This is a genomic window from Mesonia profundi, assembly GCF_031085155.1.
Taxonomy (GTDB): Bacteria; Bacteroidota; Bacteroidia; order Flavobacteriales; family Flavobacteriaceae; genus Mesonia; species Mesonia profundi.
In genome coordinates, this window is sequence record NZ_JAVHUL010000002.1 from 62,555 (window position 1) to 83,638 (window position 21,084).

Genomic DNA, 21,084 nt, shown 5'->3' on the forward strand with positions numbered 1-21,084 from the left:
TATAACAATCCCTAATATATGGCAACAGTAATCAGAGAAAGAAGAGAATTATTTGGACACCCAGTAGGTCTTTTTATTTTGTTTTTCACCGAGATGTGGGAGCGTTTTTCCTACTACGGAATGCGTGGAATTTTAACCCTATACATCGCCGCATCGGCCACAGCTGTAGATCCTGGTTTAGGATGGAGCAATAAAGATGCCATTTGGCTTTACGGTTGGTATACCATGTTGGTGTACGTAGCTTCCATTCCTGGAGGTTGGATTGCCGATAAATTTTTAGGTCAGAAGAAAACAGTACTATGGGGTGGAATTCTTCTCTGTTTAGGTCACGGTATTTTGGCCATTCCTCAAGATTGGGCATTTTTCACCGGATTGATTCTTATTATTTTAGGAGTTGGTGGTTTAAAGCCTAACATTTCTACGATGGTAGGTGGTTTATACGAAGACGGAGATATTCGTCGGGATAGTGGATTTACTATTTTCTATATCGGGATAAATGTTGGAGCTTTCCTTGCGAGTATTTCGGTAGGTTTAGTAGCCTATTACTACGGATGGCATTACGGATTTGGTCTTGCAGGAATAGGAATGTTACTAGGACAAGCGGTTTACATTTGGGGACAAAAATTCTTGAAAGGTATTGGAGAATTTACTGGAGGTGCTATGGTAAGTGCCGAAGAGAAAGAAGCTGCTAAGAAACCACTTAGCAAGATTGAAAAAGATAGAATCGTTGTGTTACTGATTTCTTTCTTAATCGTTATCGTCTTTTGGGGCGCATTTGAACAAGCCGGTGGGTTAATGAACCTATACACCGATGCTAAAATTGATAGAACTATTGGATTAAGCTGGTTAGAAGAAATTCCTGCAGCTGTATTCCAATCGCTTAACGCAGCATACATCATTATTTTTGGAACTATCATTGGTGGTTTCTGGATCTGGTGGAAAAAGAAAGGAAGAGAATCTTCTTCTTTATTTAAAATGGCTATAGGAACCATTATTATGGGACTTGGGTATGTATTTATGATGTATGCTTCTCAAGAAGCTAGCTCAGAAACCTTTGGGAAAGCAGCGATGTATTGGATTTTCTTAGCATACTTATTCCACACCTTGGGAGAGTTGTGTACTTCACCGGTGGCTTTATCTTTTATTACCAAGTTAGCGCCGTTAAAATATGCTTCTATCATGATGGGAGTCTTTTTTGCAGCCACAGGTTTTGGGAACAAATTGGCAGGTAGTATTGGCGAGTCAGCTCAATTAGAACCTTATAATGGAGAGATGCTTTATACAAAACAGCAGGTGATTCCATTTATGGAAAAAGACAGTATCGAGTTTAAGAATGATCAAAAACAGATTGAAACAACGTATGATTACCCTATCAATGAGGATAAAAACTTCTCTATAAAAACAACTGTATTTGTAGATGGAGGAGATTTGGTATTTAAACGTTATGAGTCTGATGAAATACTGAATCCAATTTTCAGCTTAGATACAAAAGCAGAAGAGGGTTTAAAAGCTACTTTGAAAGAGGAAGGAGTTACTCCAGAGAAACCATTTCATGCTAACTTGACTTTTGAAAAAGATGCAGATGCAGCTCAGGATATTGCTAATAAAGGAGATGGGAAGAATTACGGAGTTTCTTTTGTGCTTTCTGAAGAGCAAAACGAACAAGAGTATCAAACCTTTTTATGGTTGACTATCTTTACCGTTGCTTTTGGATTCCTAGTGCTTCTTTTCTTAAAGAAATTAAAGAAACTAACCCACGGAGCTGAAGATCATGAGGTAGATAAAATGGAACAAGAAGGTTATGAAATAGCCGATGAGAATATTAAAGATTAATTACAGAAGATAGAATATGTCAACAGTTAGTTCAACTCAGCATGATGAGTTTTTCAAGAGTAAAGTTTTAGGGCATCCCGCCGGATTATTTGTTTTATTTTTTACTGAAATGTGGGAGCGCTTTTCATTCTATGGAATGCGTGTATTGCTTATCAATTTCCTAACCATGGCCGCCGTAGGTTACAACCCGGGTTGGGAATGGACTACAGAAAATGCGGGAGCTCTCTTTGGGACCTATGCTATGTTGCTCTATATTACGCCGATTATTGGAGGATTGATAGCTGATAAGCTCACTGGTTACCGTTGGGCAGTTGTTATTGGGGCCGTAATTATGACCTTAGGACACGCGGCTATGGCTGTAGAGACAGAGTTTTGGTTGTATATGGGCTTGGGATTATTGGTAATAGGTACAGGCTTTTTTAAGCCTACCATGACTTCTATTATTTCTGAAATGTATAAGGACGTTCCTAAAAAGAAAGATGGGGCATATACCATTTTCTATATGGGCGTAAATGCAGGAGCTTTCTTTGGAATGATGCTTTGTGGTTATCTAGCAGAGCGTATTGGTTGGTCTTGGGGATTTGGCCTTGCAGGAGTTTTTATGCTTTTAGGAACACTACAGTTCTGGTTGGCTAAACCCTTATTTGGTAAAATAGGAGATGTTCCTTCTAAAAGGGATGAACAAGAGCAAGAAATCAATGAAAATAATGAAAAAGAGGATATTAAGTACAATCCATTTACCTCTTTAGATAAGATTTTAATTGTAATTACCTCAATCATAGGATTGGCTTATGCTATAAATGATCCTTTATCTAAAATCGCTAACTTTAATTTATTCCCATTTGAATTTCAGGGTATTGAAGGGCAATATGTGGTAGTTCTTTTTGGGTTAATTCTTTTCTTGTATCTAGTTCTTAGTCGGATTAATCGCTACGCATCTGTAGTTAGAAATAGAATGTACGCTGTTATTGTTTTTGCTTTTTTTACGGTGTTGTTTTTCCTTGGATTCGAGCAAGGAGCAACCTCATTGGTTTTATTTGCTAGAGATTATATAGATAGAGAGCTTATAGGAAATGCTGCCGTTATATTTAATATTGTAAATGCCCTATTAACCGTTGTTCCCTTGGGGATTGTTTCTTACGTACTATATCTTTTAGCAAAGAAAACTTATGGGAGGATACCTGGTTCTAATATTATTCTAGCGATTTGTTTTATAGGGATATGGGCCGTAGTGATTTATATGTTAAACAGAGACTTTAATACTACAGCCTATGAAGTAGAATTTGACGCTCAAAAAGTGGCAGTAATAGATCAAGATACAGGAGAACAACGTGTTTCTAAAAATGGTGATTTAATTTTCTTAGATACCCCAATTTCTGAGCAACAAGATGTGAACCAACTAAAGAATGAGTCGTTCAAGAAAAAAATGATAATAGGAGAGGCTTTTAGTGATTTTAAAGAAGGTCAAGAGATTAATATTATTACTAAAGATAAAGGCTTTAACAAATTTGGCTACCTTACTCCAGAAAGATTGAAAGATGCCAAAGAAAATGCAGCTAGTCTAGGAATAGATAATGGTGTAATTAAAGCTAAGGTAACCGAGGTGAAAAACCACTGGGTGGAGATTACGGCTTCTTGGTTTAGCATTCTAAACTCGTTCTTCATCATTGCTTTTGCCAGTTTATTTTCTAAATGGTGGGAAAGTAAATACAACCCTTCGGCGCCACAAAAATACGGAATTGGTCTTATTTTATTAGCACTTGGTTTTGGAATGCTTGCATTTGGAAGCTTTGGTGTAGCTGATGGCGTTAAAGTAAGTATGATTTGGCTAATATTAGCTTATCTGTTTCATACTTTTGGAGAACTTTGTATATCACCCGTTGGCTTATCTTATGTAAGTAAATTGGTGCCAGCACGTATGATTGCTTTTATGTTTGGAATGTGGTATTTAGCGATTGCTATTGGGAATAAATTTGCCGCAGTATTAGGAGGACAGTTAGAAAATATACGAGAAGAATATTCACTTTCTACATTCTTCTTAATTTTTACAGTGGTGCCTATTATTGCTGGTTTGCTGATTATAGCTGTAAATAGACCTATAAAAAAACTTATGAAGGGCGTAGAATAATGAAGCTGAATCTTTTGGAACAATGTTTGTATAAATGATGATTATGAAAAATATTTTAAGCTTGTGTATTCTGTTTATTGGTTGGAGTGCTTCGGCGCAAGAGATTCAATGGATGAGTATGAATGAAGCTTTAGAAGCTCAAGAAAAAGAACCTAAGAAGATTTTTATGGATGTGTACACCACTTGGTGTGGCCCCTGTAAACTATTAGATAAAAATACTTTTGCGAATAAAGATGTAGCCAACTATATCAATAAGCACTTTTATGCGGTAAAATTTAATGCCGAAGGAAAGGGAGAGGTACACTATAAAGATTTTACCTACACCAATCCAAAATATAAGGAAGGGCGTAAAGGTAGAAATAGTCAGCATTTGTTTGCTCATGCGTTAAAGGTTTCGGCTTATCCTACCATGGTGTTTTTTGATGAAAATTCAGAGGTTATTTCTCCGATATTGGGTTATCATACGCCAGAGCAATTAGAGCTTTACTTAAAGATGATGGTGAGTGATGAGTATAAAAAGCTCACCACGGCAGAAGCTCGGCAAAAGTATCAAAAAAACTTTAAAGGAACATTTAAAAATTAAAATTGATGAGCTTAATCTGTTAAGATGCTCAATAATCAATTACGAGAGTCCCTTTTTTACCAGTATGGTGAAAAGGGATTTTCTTTTTTAAGGCCGTTTCTCTCCAACGCTTTATGTACGAATAGTAATTACTTCCGTCTGCAATAATTAGTTGGGGTTGAAGCACGTTGATCACTTGTTCTAAATTTACTTTGGGAGAATTTTCTAGAAGTAAATAATGAATGGGAGCTATTTCTGGTATTTGATAGATTCCCATACTATCAATCATAAATAGGCTTTCGCCGAAAATAGCATAGTAATTTTTCTTCTGATTTTTAATCTGAAGAGCTTTCAGGTGTTGTTTAATTTCTAAACCCTCATAGTTTTTTATCCGTAAAGAATCTGAAGTGACCAATGTGAGTTTGCCATGCTGCTGAAACCCAATCACACTTTTTTTATGCTCATGAAAAACATAGAAGCGTTTTTGCTTCCGTAAAGTATCCGTTTCGTAGAGATAAACTACTTCCATTAAAAATAGACTGCCGCTAAATAGCCATAAGTACATCCATTTTTTCTGATATATAAAAAAGACAAACATCAGTAAAGCTATTAAAGAAAGAACGAGCATGTTGGGAGAGAAATAAACCTTTTCTAGGATGAATTGATCTTGAGAAGCTACAAGATGCACAAAGTCTAAAACAAGCTCTATAATAGCTTCAAATACATTTTTAAATAGATTAGGAATAGGAGTTATGGAACTCCAAATAATACTAAGAAGACAAGCTCCCAATATCAATAGTAGAAAGGGAAGAAGCAGTAAATTAGTAAGTAGAAACAGACCCGGAACTTGATGAAAATAATAGAGCGAAAGTGGGAAAACCCCAAGTTGAGCCGTTAAGGTCACACAAAAAATACTCCATGCTTTTTTAGAAACTACATACTTAAAATAAATTTTCTCGTGCAAAATGGGGTAGAGCGTTACAATAGAAAATACCGCGGCATAACTTAGCTGAAAGCCTATTTGGTAGATGAAACAAGGATTGTAGATCAATAAAACCACGGCCGAAAGAAAGAGCAAACTTAGGCTGCTGCTGTCGCGTTTAGAGATTCTGGCAAAAGACAAAAAGCTAAACATCGTAACCGCCCTAATAATGGAGGGCGTAAACCCAACGAGAAAAGCATATCCCCACAAGATCATTACAATGCAAATGCTGCTGAATATTTTTCCAGTCTTACTTTTTGATATAGGTTTAAAAAGAAATAGTAGAATAAGTAATATAAGTCCTACGTGTAATCCCGAAACGGCTAAGACATGCAAGACTCCAGCTTTAGAAAAATCTTGATACGTGTCTTTAGAGAGTAAGTCTTTTTTACCCAAGACGAGCGATTCTATAAACGCAATATGCTTGGATTCAAAACCAGACTGGTATAAATTTCTCCTAATTTTTTGCTTGAGCTCTACAGAATACTGTGTCCAAGAAACCTCTGCAGAGGGGATAGTGACTATCTCGTTTCGGTTAAAAATAATCTTTCCGTAAACATGCTGGTGCTCTAAAAATTCTCTGTAATTAAATTGATACGGAATTTTAGGCGCATTCACCAATTCGATTTTCTCCTGAATAAACACCTGATCGCCTATGCGTAAATGTGGCAACAACGAATCGCCATGAAACTCGGTGAGAAGAATCTTAAAAGCAGGAGTATTTCGGTGACCCGAAATTACTTCCGCAATATAATTATGTGTAAACGGATTGGGTTTTAATGTCTTTTTAATCTTTAATTGAAGCTGACTTTCTTCCTCAAATAAATTTGAATTAATTTGGTGATGGTCTAAAACATGCCATCCAGAAATAGAAAAGCCAAGTCCTGCAAAACTAACCGCAGCGACCACCATAAAAGGATACGAAGTGATCAGCTGCTTTTTAGTATACAGAAAAGTGAGACTTAGAACAACTCCAGAAAGAACCGCTATGAGTACTAATGTGTGTTCAGAAACCGGAAAGAATAAACCTAAAACAATTCCTATAATAAGGAATAAACAGGTGATAATCAAAGGGGTATTGAGTAACTTCATGATTAAAGTTACTCAAAAAAAAGAGTTTATACCAATTTAAACACGTTAGGTCGTATTAGAATAGTCTTCGAGCCATCACGTAAGCAGAATTCCAATATTTTTCATTGAGAGAAGAGACGATAACACCCCTAGAGGTGGTAGAATGTATAAAACTCACTTTACCAGGAATTATTTCTACGACCAATCCCACATGATTGATGGATCTCTTGCGTTTGTTGGTCTTAAAGAAGAGCAAATCGCCTACATTCACTTGGTTAGTATGTATTTTATAACCCTCTTTAGCCATCTCTCTAGATACCCGTGGTAGTTCAATATCCTCTTGCATAAAAGAAGTGTAAATTAAACCAGAACAATCCATTCCTCTCTTATTGGTTCCTCCATATTTATAACGCGTTCCTTGAAAACCTAAAGCATAATCGGCAATACGGCTCGCTTCAGGGACAGGATCATATTTATAAGAGTTACTGTTTTTAACTTGACCGCTGGCTGCTTTTCGACTAGAGCCACACGAAGCTATACTTGCTATGAATACTAGGAATAAAAGTTTTTTAATCATGGGATGGGTTTAGTTTTTCATAAATCAAAGCGGCAGTTTTATCGCTAGCGCCAATTCCGCCAAGCTTCTTTTTAAGCTCAATATATGCATTTAAAATGTTTTCTCTCTTCGGATTCTTTAAAATAAGATCGAGTTCCTCTTGAAGCTTCTTTGGATTAAATTCTCCTTGAATCAATTCTTTCACCACTTCTTTATCCATAATCAAGTTGACTAAAGAAATGTAATCTAAGTTAATGATGCGTTTTGCGATTTGGTAAGAAATAGAACTTCCTTTATAACATACCACTTCGGGCACGTTAAAAAGAGCAGTTTCTAAAGTTGCGGTTCCAGAAGTTACCAAAGCGGCGGTAGAAACACTCAGTAAATTATAGGTTTTATTGCTGATAAGAAAAACCTGATTCTTCTTTAAAAATTGCTGATAGTATTCTTCATCTTGGCTAGGTGCGCCCGCAATAACAAATTGATAAGCGGGGTAATGCGGCGTGATGCTTAGCATAGTTTCTAGCATTTTAGAAATCTCCTGCTCCCTGCTGCCTGGTAATAATGCAATAATGGGTTTGTTGGGAAGCTTATTGGTTTCTATAAATTGCTCAAAAGAAATCTCTTCTCGTTGGTCAATTGCGTCCAATAGAGGATGCCCCACAAAATGAACGGGAAATTGATGCTTCTTCTCGTAAAAATCTTTTTCGAAAGGAAGAATGACATACATTTCATCTACATCACGTTTTATGGCTTTAATGCGGTTTTCTTTCCACGCCCAAATCTGGGGAGAAATATAGTAATGCGTAGGGAAACCTTGTTGCTTTGCCCATTTAGCAATACGGAAATTAAAACCAGGATAGTCTATAAAAATAATGACATCGGGTTGATACGCTAAAATGTCTTTTTTGCAGATCGAAATATTCTTAAAGATGGTTCTTAGGTTGGCCACCACTTCGGCAAACCCCATAAAAGCGAGTTCACGGTAATGTTTTACTAAAGTACCACCTGCCACTTGCATTAAATCACCTCCCCAAAACCTAAAATCTGCCTCCGCATCTTTTTCTTTGAGGGACTTCATCAGGTTAGAGGCGTGTAAATCTCCAGAAGCTTCGCCAGCAATAAGGTAATATTTCATAAGCTATAAAATTTTTCCAATCACGTTAAAATTTATCAGTGCGATTAAGACCCCTGTAAGAATGGTAAAAAGAATCACTCCTCTTGCTCTGTAAATTTTATCCTTCTTTAAAAAAATAAAGAACGGAAGAAAATTAAGAAGGGCACCCAAAGCCATGACACTTCCTAAACGATCATTGGCTTGAGCTATTTTTAAAGACTTCATAAAATCGTCGCCTAAAAAAAGGGTGGAGTATAAAAATATTCCTGCGCTAGTCGCCAATAATGCCACTAAAAAACCTATTAAAATTTCTTTTTTAATCATCGAGTTTCCAGTCGTTTAAATCTTGTATCACATGATGCGCGGTTAAGTCAAACTGTACGGGAACTACAGAGACGTATCCATTTTCCAAAGCCCACTCATCGGTGTCTTCCCCACTATCTTCGTTGATAAACTCGCCAGAAAGCCAGTAGTAATCTCTTCCTTGCGGATTCATTCTCTTGTCAAATTTCTCTTGCCAATTTGCTTTTGCTTGTCGGCATACCTTAATTCCTTTTATTTCTTTTGCCGAAAGTCTAGGGATATTAACATTAAGAACTACTCCCTTGGGGAGTCCATTTTTAATCACATTTTTAGTGATGGTTTCAATAAATTTCGTGGTGTGCTCAAAGTTGGCGGTAAGCGAATAGTCTAACAAAGAAAATCCAATTGCAGGAATTCCTTGGGTTCCCGCTTCTACAGCCGCACTCATCGTACCAGAATAAATCACATTAATAGAAGAGTTAGAACCATGGTTAATGCCACTCACACATAAATCTGGTTTTCGTTTTAAAATCTCTTGGGTGCCAATTTTCACACAATCTGCAGGCGTACCAGAACAACTAAACTCTAGTTGACTTTCGCTTTGATCTAATTTTACAGGATCACAATATAGATTGTCGTTAATGGTGATGGCGTGACCCATTCCGCTTTGCGGGCGATCTGGAGCAACCACGACCACTTCTCCAATTTTTTTCATAATAGAAATAAGATGACGTATTCCAGGAGCGGTAATACCATCGTCATTGGTCACTAAAATAAGAGGTTTCTTTTGGGGCATATAAAATTTTTACGCTAAAATACGGAAATTTGAACACTTTTTATGCCTAAGAAATGCAGCATCTATTAATTTAGTTGCGAAGTCTTTTTCATAAAATGAACAAGTTTGGGTGTTAGTTTTTAGGCTTATATGGTTGTAAAAGGAACTTAACACGAATTTGGGTCGGTGGCTATAAAAAAAATATTAATTTAGGTCGTTCTTTGCAGAAGATAAATAAATGTAGAAATTAATGATAAATGGCATACTTTTTAATGCTATACTGATAGAATGCTAATGAAAATAAAAAGATTTATGAAAAGGAATTATAAGATTTTCTTGTTAGGCTTATTATTGGCAGTTGCCTCTTGCAGTTTTACAACGAATAAAATTGATACCGATCAAGATTCAGATAGGGATCAGGTTTTAATCGAACTAATCTCTCTGGTTTTAACTCGCGGTCACTATAGTCCAAAGGATATTAATGATAATTTCTCTCAGGAAGTTTATAAGGATTACCTTAACGGAATTGATTCGCGTAAGCGTTACTTCCTAGAGAGCGATCTAAAGGATTTTGAATCTTTTGAGCATGAAATAGACGATGAAATTTTAGGACATAAAATAGATTTCTTTAATCTAACCTACGATAGATTACAAGAGCGTATGGAAGATACAAAAGGTTTCTATGAAGAATTGTTAGAAAAGCCTTTTGATTTTTCAAAAGATGAAAGCATCAATACCAAGTATGATGAGTTAGAGTATGCAGCCAATAAAAAGGAGCTAAAACAAAGATGGAGAAGTCAGCTTAAATTTTCTGCGCTATCTACCTATTACGATTTAAAAGAACAGGAAGAAAAGAAGCAGGAAGAAGATAAGTCTTATGAGCCTAAAAGTGATGTAGCCTTAGAGCAAGAAGCAAGAGAAACCACTAAAAAATCTATGGACGAATTTTATAGTCTTAATAATGATTTAGAAAGAAAAGATTGGTTTACAATTTACATTAATTCAATTGTAGAAGTTTTTGATCCTCATACCTTTTATTTCGCGCCAGAAGATAAGGAGCGTTTTGATATTCAAATGTCGGGTAGCTTAGAGGGAATCGGAGCACGTCTTCAAAAGAGGATGGACGAAATTAAAATTGTGGATGTGATTTCTGGAGGTCCGGCTTGGAGAGGAGAGGAGCTGGAAGTAGGTGATGTAATCCAAAAAGTAAGACAAGAAGATGAGAAAGAATCTGTAAGTCTTATAGGAATGCCATTAGACGATGCAGTAAGTTTAATCAAGGGGCCAAAAGGAACCAAAGTGATATTAACCGTAAAAAAAGTAAGTGGTTCTATAGAAGAGATTGTTATTATTAGAGATGTAGTAGAGATTGAAGAGACCTATGCTAAAAGCTCTATGGTAGAAAAAGAAGGAAAAAGCTACGGAGTGATTAACCTTCCGAAGTTCTATTTTGATATGGAAAACAGCAACAATAGAAATGCTGCTACAGATATTGAAAAAGAAATTATCGCCCTCAAGAAAGAAAATATGGAAGGCTTGGTAGTCGATTTAAGAAACAATGGAGGAGGTTCGCTATCTTCCGTAGTAGATATTGCGGGATTGTTTATTAAGGAAGGACCTATAGTTCAAGTACGTTCTGGAGATAATAAAGTAGAGATTTTACCAGATACAGATGATTCTATTCTTTGGGACGGTCCTCTAGTGATTTTGGTGAATGAATTATCGGCCTCTGCTTCAGAAATTTTAGCTGCAGCGATGCAAGATTACAAGCGTGCTATCATTATAGGAAGCAAGCAAACCTACGGGAAAGGAACCGTACAAGGCGTTGTAGACCTTAACCGATGGATGAGAAATAGCGAACTAGGAGATATGGGAGCTTTAAAAATCACCAGACAAAAATTCTACAGAGTAAACGGTGGTTCTACGCAGTTAGAAGGTGTGAAGAGTGATGTGGTCGTGCCAGACCGTTATAGCTATATTGATTTAGGAGAAAAGGATATGAATAATCCATTGCCTTGGGACCAAATAGACTCGGCAGATTATGACGTTTGGGAAGGTTACATCGATTTTGATGAAACCATTAAAAGCAGTAAAGAGCGCATGGCCAAAAACGAGCAATTAAAGATAATTGATGAGAGTGCACGTTGGATCAAAGAACAAAGAGGAGTAGATACTTTTAGTTTAAACTACGAAGAATATAAAACTCAACTTAAGAAAAGCGAGAAAACAGCAGAACGTTTTGATGCGATTAACGATTATAACAGCAACCTTACTTTTACGTCGCTGCCTTACGAGGAAGAGTTATTTAAAACGGATTCTACCTTAGCGGAAAAAAGAGTGCGTTGGCACGAGAATTTAAGCAAAGATGTATATGTAGAGGAAGCCATTCATGTCTTGGAAGATTTAAAACTGAACAATTTTAAAAAGTCTAAGGTCGCGACCATTAAAGACTAGTTTTACATGAATAAGCAGAAATCCAATTCATTAACTCAATTAGCGCTCCAAAAGTTTAAAAAGAACTTTTGGGGCGTTTTAAGTTTCTGGTTTGTAGTTTTTTGTTTTTTCTTAGCGGTTTTCGCTTATGTTGTAGCTCCAGATGACACCCAGAATTCCAATCAAATGCATTTGGCAATTCACTCCAAGAACCCTGGATTTTCGGTGAAGATGCTGAGTTTTCCGATACAGAAATCCTCACAAAGTGGGTTTTCTTCTTTTTTCTTCGGAAATAAAATCTCTTCCGCAGAAATTCCTATCAGTAGCTATAAGATTGCAAAAGATACGCTTTATGCCAATCCTTATACGGGAGAAGGAATAGAAGGGCTTATCAAGACATACACTTTAGCTAAAGATTTTGAAGGAGTGGGAAGTTGGGAAGAAGTAGAAAAAGAATTCCTTCAGCAAAAAACCTTTTATCTAGGAACTGATAAATACGGAAGAGATATGCTTAGCCGGATGTTGGTGGGGATTCGTATTTCCTTATCTATTGGATTTGTGGCGGTGTTTATTTCTTTGGTGATTGGAATTTCCTTAGGAGCCATTGCAGGTTATTATGGCGGAAAAGTAGATCAAGCCATTATGTGGCTCATCAATGTCACCTGGTCTATTCCTACCTTATTGTTGGTGATTGCGATTACGCTCGCGTTGGGAAAAGGCTTTTGGCAAGTGTTTATAGCAGTAGGTTTAACGATGTGGGTAGAAGTCGCCAGAGTGGTGCGCGGACAAGTGATGGGCGTGAAAAAATTGGCTTATGTAACCGCCGCAAAAGCGTTGGGATTTAGCAATTTCAGGATTATTCAAAAACATATTATTCCCAATATTATCGCACCGGTAATTGTGATTTCGGCCGCTAATTTTGCCGCAGCAATTTTGGTAGAAAGCGGCCTTAGTTTTTTGGGAATAGGAGCACAACCCCCCACGCCTAGTTGGGGCGGAATGATTAAAGACCATTACAGTTACATTATCTTAGGAAAACCCTATCTAGCCATTATTCCTGGGCTTGCCATTATGAGTTTGGTGATGGCGTTTATGTTGATAGGGAATGCATTGAGAGACGCGTTAGATGTAAGAACCTAAACTTCATTGAAGGTTTAAAATTCTAAATTTTTATGGTTCAGCTTAATCTCCAGTGAAATAATTAACTTCTTTATGCGCTGCTTTTCAACATAGATAGAAGATCCTCATCGGATTTGCTTTTTAATTTGCTTTTTATAGTTTAGATTTAAAATTGATTACTGATTTAGTCTTTCATCTAAAGTCTAGTAGTCTTACGGTCTAATTTCTAATCCTATACAACTCACCTTTAAAACAAAAAACATATGCCTACTTTATTCACAAAAATAATTAACGGAGAACTGCCTGCTTACAAAGTAGCAGAAAACGATGAATTTCTAGCCTTTTTGGATATCAACCCTAATGCTAAAGGACATACCCTTTGTATTCCTAAAAAGGAAGTCAATAAGCTGTTCGATTTAGATGAAGAAACCTATGATAGGCTGATGAAGTTCTCTAGAAAAGTAGCTTTGGCTTTACGGAAAACAATTCCGTGTAAACGCATAGGAATGGCGGTAGTTGGCTTAGAAGTGCCTCACGTTCACGTGCATTTAATTCCCTTACACGAGATGGACGACATGCGTTTTGAGCGAAAAGTAAAAGTAAGTGATGAGGAGATGGAAGAATTAACTCAACGAATTCAAGCTAATTTTTTTTAAACCTCTCGAGAGGTTATAACGCTTGGTATCAAAGGATTAATATTTTTGTAGCTTACAGTCTTCTAAGTTGCCAGAATTGTTCGGTCGAAATTTCTATTTTCTAAGAACCTTCCACTCTCTTTTGAAGCTTAATCTCGAATGTGGTGCCTTGATTGATTTCACTTTTTAAGACCTTAATTTTGCCTTCGTGGTAGGTTTCAATAATTCGCTTGGCGAGGGAAAGTCCGAGTCCCCAGCCTCTTTTTTTAGACGTTACTCCAGGAGAAAATATCTTTTTAAACTGACTTTTCGGAATTCCTTTTCCGTTATCGGTAATTAAAATGTGCACCCATTTAGCCTCTTCATACATTTCAATTTTAATATCTCCTTTTCCTTTTAAAGCATCGATGGCATTTTTAACCAAATTTTCAATCGTCCAGCTATAAAGTTCTTCGTTGAGGTCTACGATAATCTCATGGGAGGGAAGATTAATCTCAAAATTTATAAGCCTAGAAGAACGGGCCTTAAGGTAATCGTAGGAATCTTGTGTGGCTTTGATGATGTTGGTAGGCTCTAGCTTGGGCAAAGATCCTATTTTAGAAAAGCGCTCGGTGATGGTTTGCAGTCGGCTTACATCTTTTTCAATCTCAATCAAATAATCTGGATTTACGTTTTCACTGCGTAAAATTTCTGTCCATCCTACCAAGGAAGAAAGCGGAGTTCCTATTTGGTGCGCTGTTTCTTTAGCCATTCCTGCCCACAACTGACTTTGTTCATGAGATTTTGAAGTAGAAAAGAAATAATAGATGACCCCTAGAAATAAAAGAATAATGAGAATGATGATGATGGGGAAGTACTTTAGGCGTATTAGTAAGTCTGAATAGCCATAATAAACAATACTCACCATCGTCTCTCCGTCATAAACTTCTATGGGGTCGTATTGGGTTTTAAAATCTTCGATGAGACTGAGTTTCTTGTCTAGCGAATCTATGTCTTCATCGGGAATATTCCTAGAACTATAACTTTCATCATTTACTCCATACACAATCATTGGCGTGGTGCTGTTAGAAGATAAGATTTCTACAATCACATCATTGATGTTGTCGTCGTTGTCACTTCTAGAAATTTCGGAATAAGCACTTCCTAAAATTTCCATTTTATTACGCTCTTCCTCCTTTATCTTATCAAAAAAGATAGAGACATTCCATAAGAATAAACCTATAATGACCAGCGAAGAGAAAGTGATGAACCACCTAAAAAAAGTACGCTCTTTCGAGTAAAACATATATCAACCTATAAAGATGTTGAAATATAATCTTTTTTATAAAACTAAGCTCATTTTTTCATTGGTCATAAGATTAATTATCTTTGCCGAAAAGAAATATACATGCTCACAATAGATCCTCAAAAAGTACCGGTTAAAAAAACCTACGGACTCATGACAAGCGCTGTTGGTCCTAGACCTATAGCCTTCGCAAGTACTGTAAATGAAAAAGGAGAGCCTAATTTGGCCCCTTTTAGTTTTTTCAATGTATTTAGCGCTAATCCTCCCATTTTGGTTTTCTCTCCTTTGTTAAGAATTACAGATGGTTCTAGAAAACACACTTTAGAAAATGTAGAAAACAATAAAGAGGTGGTGATCAATATTGTAAATTACGATATGGTACAGCAAATGTCTTTAGCAAGTACAGGTTATGGCGACGGTGTAAATGAATTTAAAAAGGCAGGATTTAGTATGTTAGAATCTGAAGTGGTGAAACCTTTTAGAGTAAAAGAATCGCCTGTTCAGTTTGAATGTAAGGTAAAGGAAGTTAAATCGCTAGGAAAGGAAGGCGGAGCTGGTAATTTGATATTTTGTGAAGTGGTGAGAATTCATGTGGGAGAAGATGTGCTTGCAGAAGGAGAGAAAATAGATCAGCATAAGTTAGATCCAGTAGCAAGAATGGGCGGTAATTTATACTCCAGAGCCAATATGGGAATTTTTGAAATTCCGAAACCACAAACCACTTTGGGAATGGGTGTAGATTGTATTCCTAAAGAAATTAGAATTAGTAGAGTGTTGACTGGTAATGATTTGGGGAAATTGGGGAATGTTGAAAGTTTACCAAGCGATCAAGAGGTAAAAGATTTTTTATCTAAAAATAAATTGGTAGATTACGTTAAAGAAAGTTCAGAAGAGAAAATACATGCGATAGCTCAAGAATACCTAAAAAAAGAAGAGGTAATGAGCGCATGGAAAATATTATTAGCAAAAAATAAATAAGAGAAATGGAAATTGAAGGAAAAATTAAAAAGATTGATGAGACTAAAACCTACGGGAGTAATGGTTTTAGAAAAAGAGAAGTGGTAATTACTACAGAGGAGCAGTATCCTCAACATATTTTGGTAGAATTTATTCAAGATAAATGCGATTTATTAAATTCTTATCAAGAAGGACAGCCTGTAAAAATAGGCATCAATATTAGAGGAAGAGAATGGGTAAGCCCTCAAGGGGAAACCAAATATTTTAATTCTTTAAATGGTTGGAGAATTGAGAATTTACAAGCAGGAGGAAGTACTTCAAATGCTGCCCCAATTCCTCCAGCAGATCAATTTGAACCTGCAACGAATTTTAAAGACGAAGAACACGACGATCTTCCTTTTTAAAACAGAAAACAGCATTGTTTTTAGCAGAAAATCCGACTTAAAAAGTCGGATTTTCTTATTGTGATCGTTTTGATCTTCTGAAAAACAAATTCAAAAAAAAAGCAATGATGAACAAAAATTTATCTCAAAAGATCATTTCAAATATCGTTAAAATTTTGAAAACGAGCAATTTAAATTCAGAATAAATGATTAATTTTTCTTTTCTATGATAATTCTACGCGACCAAGAACCTTTTCCTCCAATCCATAAAACGGATGAAGGCGGATTATTAGCCATGGGCGGAAGTTTAACACAGCAACGTTTATGGGAAGCCTACAATTCGGGAATATTTCCTTGGTATGAAGAAGAGGGGCCTGTGTTGTGGTGGAGTCCAGATCCAAGAATGGTACTTTTTCCTCAAGATCTTAAGGTTTCTAAAAGCATGAAACAACTTTTTAAAAAGCAAGCTTTTAAAGTAACCTACAATCAAAATTTTGAAGACGTTATGAGAAACTGTGCTCAAATGTATAGAGAAGGACAAGACGGCACTTGGATCACCAATGAAATGGTATTGGCTTACATCAAACTTCATCAATCGGGCCATGCGGTATCTGTTGAGGTTTGGCAAGAGAATAATTTGGTAGGCGGCTTATACGGAGTTTACCTTAAAGAGAAACAGGTTTTTTGCGGAGAAAGCATGTTTGCTAAAGTTAGTAATGCTTCCAAATATGGTTTTATTTCTTTGGTAAGAGAATTAGCCAAAGAGCAGGTGAAACTCATAGATTGCCAAGTGTATACCGCACATTTAGAAAGTTTGGGCGCTAAAGAAATAGATCGGGAAGTCTTCTTGAGTTATCTAAAAACTTAGATAGAAATCTTTACGCCGCTAATAAGGTTTAATTCCACATAGGGGTTGATGTTATACGCACGGTAACGATACTCTAATCCGAAGTCTAAGCGTGTATTTTTAAATAGTTCATAACTAATTTGTGTAGAAGCACGTTGCCCCAAACTTGGCTTTTCATTTTTTCCAAATTCCAAAACGGCTTCAGTGGAAGCGACCAAAGAAAGTTCTTTGGAGGTTACTTCTTCTTCTTGTAGTGGAAATTCCATTTTAAAACGATAGCGCGTTCTAAAGGAGGTACGCTCTCTAAACCGTTGCGAAAATCGAACCCGATGATCTATTTTATTACGGTTCACTTTTTTAGCATACGCATATTGTTGTACAAGTCGGGTTTCATCTTGTTTCCCTGTAAAGGTTTCTTTAAAACGGTACCGAATTCCTGCACTTATTTTGCCATGAGTACCAATTTTTCTATTGGTGTAGTGACTTAACTCTAGGTATTCGCCTTCAACATTGAACTTATTATTAAAGCCACTTTCTTTTTTAAAATCGGTGTAGACCACATTTTTATGTGATATTCCAAAGGAATAAGACCAAGGAGTGTCATTTTTAATACTCAAGGTGACTTCAGGGTTGATGTAGCCTTTAAAATTGGTTTGAGAAAAGGAAATACTAGTGATCAATAAGAACACAACGCAGGTAAAATTTCCAGAAAACGAAATGTTTAAATAGCGCTTGGTTAAGCTTCTTTTAAAAGCTTTCGTGGGCATGGTATAAAATTTCATAGTATAAATTAACTTGCTTTAAATGGCCTGTAAACTAGGTTTAAAATAATGTCTTTTATGGTATTTTTTCTCTAGAAATAAGCGCTGTAATTTCTTATTACTTTAAAGCTGCAATAGTACTCAAACTAACTATGATAATGAAAAGATAATAAAGATTTTACAACTAGATTTAAGAGACTTGAACCTCTTGATGTCTAAAACAAGAAACTTCATGATCATTAACCATGCCTACCGCCTGCATATAGGCATAGATAACCGTAGGGCCCACAAATTTAAAGCCTCGTTTTTTTAAATCTTTGCTCATCTTTTCACTTAGCGGAGTCGTAGGAGGTGCGGTAGTGTAATCTTCTACTTTATTCTGTATGGCCTTGTGATTTACATAATTCCAGATGAATTTACTGAAGCTTCCATATTCTTTTTGAATTTCTATAAAAGCTTGAGCATTACTAACTGCAGATCTTACCTTGAGTTTATTTCTTATAATGCCTGGGTTTTGAAGTAGCTCCTGGATTTTTTCTTCAGAATAGTGAGCTACTTTTTCTACCTCAAAATGATCAAAGGCTTTACGGAAGTGTTCTCGTTTTTTTAGAATGGTAATCCAACTGAGTCCTGCCTGAAAACTCTCTAGAATAAGAAACTCAAACAAGGTTTTATCATCATAAACCGGAACTCCCCATTCTAGATCGTGATATTTCTCATATAATGCATCTCCTACGCACCAAGGGCATTGTTTCTTGCTCATAATTGCTTAAATTTGGAATGAATGTAATACAAATAATTAAAATTTCCTGAAAAGGACAAAATAAAAAAGAATGGATACTACAACAGTTTTAAATACAGAAATCACCGATGCGCTTCAAAAAAGCATGACTTACCAAGATTTTCTTGATAAGGTCACTACACTTCACGAGGAAGGAAAAGTAACAGGAGATACACAATCTGAAGATTTACTAAACTATACCAACCTTAATTTAAGACGTCTTAAACGTTGGAACAAAACCTTAAAAGTGAGTGATGACGTAAAAGAGACCATTGCAAACTATTCTAAGAAAGTACATTGGATTGTGGTTGCCGAAGGTTGGTGTGGAGATGTTGCTCATATTTTACCGGTGATTCATAAAGCCGCAGAACTCAATGATAACATTAATTTACGAATCGTGTTACGCGATCAAAACGTAGCTTTTATGGATCACTTTTTAACCAACGGGGCTCGTTCTATTCCTAAATTAGTGATGGTAGATCAAGAGACTTTAGAGGTTCTTCATGTTTGGGGAGAGCGTCCTGCCCCTGCTATAAAACTGATTAAAGATTATAAAGAGGAGCATGGGATAGTAGATGAGACCGTAAAAGAAGAGCTACAGCATTGGTATAATTCAGATAAAGGTCAAACTACCTTAAAAGAATTGACAGCTTTGTTATAGATTTTCTGTTCTAAATGGAATAATAAACGACTAAAACCAACTATAAGTATAATGACTGATCTATAATAATTTAATAAATATTCAAAATGAAAAAATTTGCAATTGCGCTCCACGGGGGTGCCGGAACCCTATTAAAGGAAAATATGACGTCATCTCAAGAAAAAGCGTACAAAGAAACGCTTTCTGGGGCATTGCAAAAAGGATTTGATATTTTAGAGAAGAAGGGAAGTGCCATCAATGCGGTGCAAGAAGCTGTAATGCATATGGAGAATTCCTCCTTATTTAATGCAGGCAAAGGCAGTGTTTTTTCTGCTAGCGGAACCCATGAAATGGAAGCTGCAATTATGGAAGGGAAAAAACGCAAAGCCGGATCGGTGGCATTACTAACGGGAATTAAAAACCCCATTGCCTTGGCTAGAGATGTGATGGAAAAAAGTCCGCATGTTTTTATGATAGGCCAAGGCGCTTTAGATTTTGCTCAATCTTTAGGATATGGTTTAGAGAAACCCGATTATTTTTATGATGAGTTAAGATACAAGCAATGGCAAGAGATTAAAGATTCTAGCAAGTTTCAATTGGATCACAGTGCAACTAAGAACTCAAAATTTGGTACGGTAGGCGCAGTAGCTTGTGATGGTTTTGGTAATCTTGCGGCGGCTACTTCTACTGGAGGAATGACCAATAAAATATCTGGCAGACTTGGAGATAGTTCAGTTCCTGGCGCGGGAAATTATGCACATAACAAAACATGCGCCGTGAGTTGTACGGGGAGCGGAGAATATTTTTTAAGAGGTGTAGTGGCTTATGATGTCGCTTGTCTTATGGAAATGAAGAACAAGCGCTTAAAAGAAGCCGCAGAAGAAGTGATTCATCATCGCATTTTAGAAATTGGCGGTGATGGTGGTCTCATAGCAGTTGATGCCCAAGGAAATATCACGTTGCCTTTTAATACAGAAGGTATGTATAGAGCATATCAAACCTCTACGGGAGAGAAATTAATCGCTATATACAAAGACTAGTTAAGTTGCTTTTTCTTTTTATCAATAGGAATAACTCGAATATTTCTTTTTTCAATATCGAATTGATAGCCATTGGCAAGTACATGAGTTTTTAAATGTGCGATAGTCATAGGGTTACCTACCTCTGTAGTAGCTTGATTATTATAGGATAATTCACTAGCATCAAAAATCACAACCATCCCAGAACCTATAATTTCAAAGGAATTACAATTTTTAATGATCAATCCAGTGTCTTCGGCTAAACCAATGCCAATCAAATCTGTAAATCGGGCTGTCGCTTCTGCCAAACGGCCAAACCTACCGCGACGTATAAAATGAGAATCAATAATAAGATCTGGCATAAATCCTAAACCTTCTCCCATACGAACGGCTCCCTTATTAAAAAACTCTTTTCCACCCCCGCCAGTAATCATTTCTTTAGACATACACATGGCTCCGGCGCTGGTACCTGCAATAACAAAATTGCCCTCTTGATATTTTCTCATTAAAATTTTGTGAATACTACTTCCGCCAATTTTATGCGTTATTTTGGATTGACTTCCACCAGAAAATAAAACACAATCAGCATCTTCTACCAATTCAATATTTTCTGTACTTTCAGCATCATCTCGATTTCGGATATCAGCAATACTAATATTTTCACAACTTAAGGTTTTAAAACTGTCAATATAATTGTCTGCGACCTCAAGGGGTATTCTTGAGGCGGTAGGAATAATAACAATATTAGCTTGAGTACCTCCACTTTCTTTCACGAGTCTAGCTAAAACGCTGGTCTCTATAAATTCTAAATGATCTCGTTCATTCGTGTCTATTCCTTTGTCTTCATTCCCCCCTATAAGAATCAAAATCCCTTTTGCACTCATGATCTTTATGTTA

20 protein-coding genes are annotated in these 21,084 nt (G+C 36.4%); 11 read left to right on the top strand and 9 right to left on the bottom strand.

Going from position 1 to position 21,084, the window contains the following annotated elements:
• Nucleotides 1-18 precede the first annotated feature (18 nt).
• From RBU60_RS01350 to RBU60_RS01360, 3 genes are read left to right on the top strand one after another with little or no spacing between them, the layout of a single operon-like run.
• Entirely contained in the window at nt 19-1,833 is a 1,815-nt protein-coding gene (locus RBU60_RS01350; protein ID WP_308862818.1) for a peptide MFS transporter, read from the top strand.
• Nucleotides 1,834-1,849: 16 nt separating this feature from the next.
• Nucleotides 1,850-3,961: a peptide MFS transporter gene (locus RBU60_RS01355; protein ID WP_308862819.1), complete on the top strand. Its 2,112-nt coding sequence runs from the start codon at nt 1,850-1,852 to the stop codon at nt 3,959-3,961.
• Between the two features lie 43 nt (nt 3,962-4,004).
• On the top strand, nt 4,005-4,544 hold the full coding sequence (locus RBU60_RS01360; RefSeq protein WP_308862820.1) for a thioredoxin family protein: 540 nt from the start codon (nt 4,005-4,007) through the stop codon (nt 4,542-4,544).
• A gap of 28 nt (nt 4,545-4,572) precedes the next feature.
• Here the strand turns inward: RBU60_RS01360 and RBU60_RS01365 are convergent, their stop codons facing one another.
• Genes RBU60_RS01365 through surE form a run of 5 tightly spaced genes read right to left on the bottom strand, consistent with a single transcriptional unit; the run spans nt 4,573 to nt 9,348 of the window.
• Nucleotides 4,573-6,597: a ComEC/Rec2 family competence protein gene (locus RBU60_RS01365; RefSeq protein WP_308862821.1), complete on the bottom strand. Its 2,025-nt coding sequence runs from the start codon at nt 6,595-6,597 to the stop codon at nt 4,573-4,575.
• A gap of 55 nt (nt 6,598-6,652) precedes the next feature.
• Complete coding sequence (locus RBU60_RS01370) at nt 6,653-7,153, bottom strand: C40 family peptidase (RefSeq protein WP_308862822.1); 501 nt, start codon at nt 7,151-7,153, stop codon at nt 6,653-6,655.
• Nucleotides 7,146-8,270, bottom strand: a complete 1,125-nt coding sequence (lpxB, locus tag RBU60_RS01375; RefSeq protein ID WP_308862823.1) for a lipid-A-disaccharide synthase — start codon at nt 8,268-8,270, stop codon at nt 7,146-7,148. Before lpxB ends, RBU60_RS01370 begins: the two co-directional genes overlap by 8 nt.
• 3 nt (nt 8,271-8,273) lie before the next feature.
• On the bottom strand, nt 8,274-8,573 hold the full coding sequence (locus RBU60_RS01380; RefSeq protein ID WP_308862824.1) for a hypothetical protein: 300 nt from the start codon (nt 8,571-8,573) through the stop codon (nt 8,274-8,276).
• A complete protein-coding gene (gene surE, locus RBU60_RS01385) occupies nt 8,566-9,348 on the bottom strand; it encodes a 5'/3'-nucleotidase SurE (protein ID WP_308862825.1) in 783 nt (260 codons plus the stop codon). The genes RBU60_RS01380 and surE overlap by 8 nt, the downstream gene beginning before the upstream one ends.
• 291 nt (nt 9,349-9,639) lie before the next feature.
• On the opposite strand from surE, the gene RBU60_RS01390 reads away from it, so the two are divergent.
• From RBU60_RS01390 to RBU60_RS01400, 3 genes are all read left to right on the top strand, one after another.
• The gene (locus tag RBU60_RS01390; protein ID WP_308862826.1) at nt 9,640-11,781 is read left to right on the top strand and encodes a carboxy terminal-processing peptidase; all 2,142 of its coding nucleotides are present in this window, start codon (nt 9,640-9,642) and stop codon (nt 11,779-11,781) included.
• A gap of 6 nt (nt 11,782-11,787) precedes the next feature.
• Nucleotides 11,788-12,900 (top strand): ABC transporter permease, encoded by a 1,113-nt coding sequence (locus tag RBU60_RS01395; protein WP_308862827.1) that lies wholly within the window; start codon nt 11,788-11,790, stop codon nt 12,898-12,900.
• Between the two features lie 242 nt (nt 12,901-13,142).
• On the top strand, nt 13,143-13,535 hold the full coding sequence (locus tag RBU60_RS01400; RefSeq protein ID WP_308862828.1) for an HIT family protein: 393 nt from the start codon (nt 13,143-13,145) through the stop codon (nt 13,533-13,535).
• Nucleotides 13,536-13,635: 100 nt separating this feature from the next.
• Here the strand turns inward: RBU60_RS01400 and RBU60_RS01405 are convergent, their stop codons facing one another.
• Nucleotides 13,636-14,799: a sensor histidine kinase gene (locus tag RBU60_RS01405; protein WP_308862829.1), complete on the bottom strand. Its 1,164-nt coding sequence runs from the start codon at nt 14,797-14,799 to the stop codon at nt 13,636-13,638.
• Nucleotides 14,800-14,901: 102 nt separating this feature from the next.
• Here RBU60_RS01405 and RBU60_RS01410 point away from each other — a divergent pair, with 102 nt between their 5' ends.
• The 3 genes from RBU60_RS01410 to aat all read left to right on the top strand — a co-directional run bounded on the left by RBU60_RS01410 (nt 14,902) and on the right by aat (nt 17,007).
• Entirely contained in the window at nt 14,902-15,777 is an 876-nt protein-coding gene (locus RBU60_RS01410; RefSeq protein WP_308862830.1) for a flavin reductase family protein, read from the top strand.
• Between the two features lie 5 nt (nt 15,778-15,782).
• A complete protein-coding gene (locus tag RBU60_RS01415; RefSeq protein ID WP_308862831.1) occupies nt 15,783-16,160 on the top strand; it encodes a DUF3127 domain-containing protein in 378 nt (125 codons plus the stop codon).
• Nucleotides 16,161-16,365: 205 nt separating this feature from the next.
• Nucleotides 16,366-17,007, top strand: coding sequence for a leucyl/phenylalanyl-tRNA--protein transferase (gene aat, locus RBU60_RS01420; protein WP_308862832.1), 642 nt, complete (start codon nt 16,366-16,368; stop codon nt 17,005-17,007).
• Here the strand turns inward: aat and RBU60_RS01425 are convergent.
• On the bottom strand, nt 17,004-17,768 hold the full coding sequence (locus RBU60_RS01425; protein ID WP_308862834.1) for a DUF2490 domain-containing protein: 765 nt from the start codon (nt 17,766-17,768) through the stop codon (nt 17,004-17,006). The two genes, aat and RBU60_RS01425, sit on opposite strands and share 4 nt — an antisense overlap.
• A gap of 169 nt (nt 17,769-17,937) precedes the next feature.
• Nucleotides 17,938-18,510, bottom strand: coding sequence for a DNA-3-methyladenine glycosylase I (locus RBU60_RS01430; RefSeq protein WP_308862835.1), 573 nt, complete (start codon nt 18,508-18,510; stop codon nt 17,938-17,940).
• Between the two features lie 70 nt (nt 18,511-18,580).
• Between RBU60_RS01430 and RBU60_RS01435 the strand changes: the two genes are divergently transcribed.
• Both RBU60_RS01435 and RBU60_RS01440 read left to right on the top strand, forming a co-directional pair.
• Nucleotides 18,581-19,189, top strand: a complete 609-nt coding sequence (locus RBU60_RS01435) for a thioredoxin family protein (protein ID WP_308862836.1) — start codon at nt 18,581-18,583, stop codon at nt 19,187-19,189.
• Nucleotides 19,190-19,275: 86 nt separating this feature from the next.
• Nucleotides 19,276-20,208 (top strand): isoaspartyl peptidase/L-asparaginase family protein, encoded by a 933-nt coding sequence (locus RBU60_RS01440; protein ID WP_308862837.1) that lies wholly within the window; start codon nt 19,276-19,278, stop codon nt 20,206-20,208.
• On the opposite strand, the gene RBU60_RS01445 is transcribed toward RBU60_RS01440, so the two are convergent.
• Nucleotides 20,205-21,071, bottom strand: a complete 867-nt coding sequence (locus RBU60_RS01445; RefSeq protein WP_308862838.1) for a cyanophycinase — start codon at nt 21,069-21,071, stop codon at nt 20,205-20,207. The two genes, RBU60_RS01440 and RBU60_RS01445, sit on opposite strands and share 4 nt — an antisense overlap.
• Nucleotides 21,072-21,084 lie beyond the last annotated feature (13 nt).

Coding starts and splice junctions, on each gene's coding strand:
- RBU60_RS01425 (WP_308862834.1), bottom strand. CDS start 17,768: ATGAAATTTTATACCATGCCCACGAAAGCTTTTAAAAGAAGCTTAACC.
- RBU60_RS01400 (WP_308862828.1), top strand. CDS start 13,143: ATGCCTACTTTATTCACAAAAATAATTAACGGAGAACTGCCTGCTTAC.
- RBU60_RS01370 (WP_308862822.1), bottom strand. CDS start 7,153: ATGATTAAAAAACTTTTATTCCTAGTATTCATAGCAAGTATAGCTTCG.
- RBU60_RS01365 (WP_308862821.1), bottom strand. CDS start 6,597: ATGAAGTTACTCAATACCCCTTTGATTATCACCTGTTTATTCCTTATT.
- lpxB (WP_308862823.1), bottom strand. CDS start 8,270: ATGAAATATTACCTTATTGCTGGCGAAGCTTCTGGAGATTTACACGCC.
- RBU60_RS01350 (WP_308862818.1), top strand. CDS start 19: ATGGCAACAGTAATCAGAGAAAGAAGAGAATTATTTGGACACCCAGTA.
- RBU60_RS01395 (WP_308862827.1), top strand. CDS start 11,788: ATGAATAAGCAGAAATCCAATTCATTAACTCAATTAGCGCTCCAAAAG.
- aat (WP_308862832.1), top strand. CDS start 16,366: ATGATAATTCTACGCGACCAAGAACCTTTTCCTCCAATCCATAAAACG.
- RBU60_RS01435 (WP_308862836.1), top strand. CDS start 18,581: ATGGATACTACAACAGTTTTAAATACAGAAATCACCGATGCGCTTCAA.
- RBU60_RS01380 (WP_308862824.1), bottom strand. CDS start 8,573: ATGATTAAAAAAGAAATTTTAATAGGTTTTTTAGTGGCATTATTGGCG.
- RBU60_RS01440 (WP_308862837.1), top strand. CDS start 19,276: ATGAAAAAATTTGCAATTGCGCTCCACGGGGGTGCCGGAACCCTATTA.
- RBU60_RS01415 (WP_308862831.1), top strand. CDS start 15,783: ATGGAAATTGAAGGAAAAATTAAAAAGATTGATGAGACTAAAACCTAC.
- RBU60_RS01360 (WP_308862820.1), top strand. CDS start 4,005: ATGAAAAATATTTTAAGCTTGTGTATTCTGTTTATTGGTTGGAGTGCT.
- surE (WP_308862825.1), bottom strand. CDS start 9,348: ATGCCCCAAAAGAAACCTCTTATTTTAGTGACCAATGACGATGGTATT.
- RBU60_RS01355 (WP_308862819.1), top strand. CDS start 1,850: ATGTCAACAGTTAGTTCAACTCAGCATGATGAGTTTTTCAAGAGTAAA.
- RBU60_RS01410 (WP_308862830.1), top strand. CDS start 14,902: ATGCTCACAATAGATCCTCAAAAAGTACCGGTTAAAAAAACCTACGGA.
- RBU60_RS01430 (WP_308862835.1), bottom strand. CDS start 18,510: ATGAGCAAGAAACAATGCCCTTGGTGCGTAGGAGATGCATTATATGAG.
- RBU60_RS01445 (WP_308862838.1), bottom strand. CDS start 21,071: ATGAGTGCAAAAGGGATTTTGATTCTTATAGGGGGGAATGAAGACAAA.
- RBU60_RS01390 (WP_308862826.1), top strand. CDS start 9,640: ATGAAAAGGAATTATAAGATTTTCTTGTTAGGCTTATTATTGGCAGTT.
- RBU60_RS01405 (WP_308862829.1), bottom strand. CDS start 14,799: ATGTTTTACTCGAAAGAGCGTACTTTTTTTAGGTGGTTCATCACTTTC.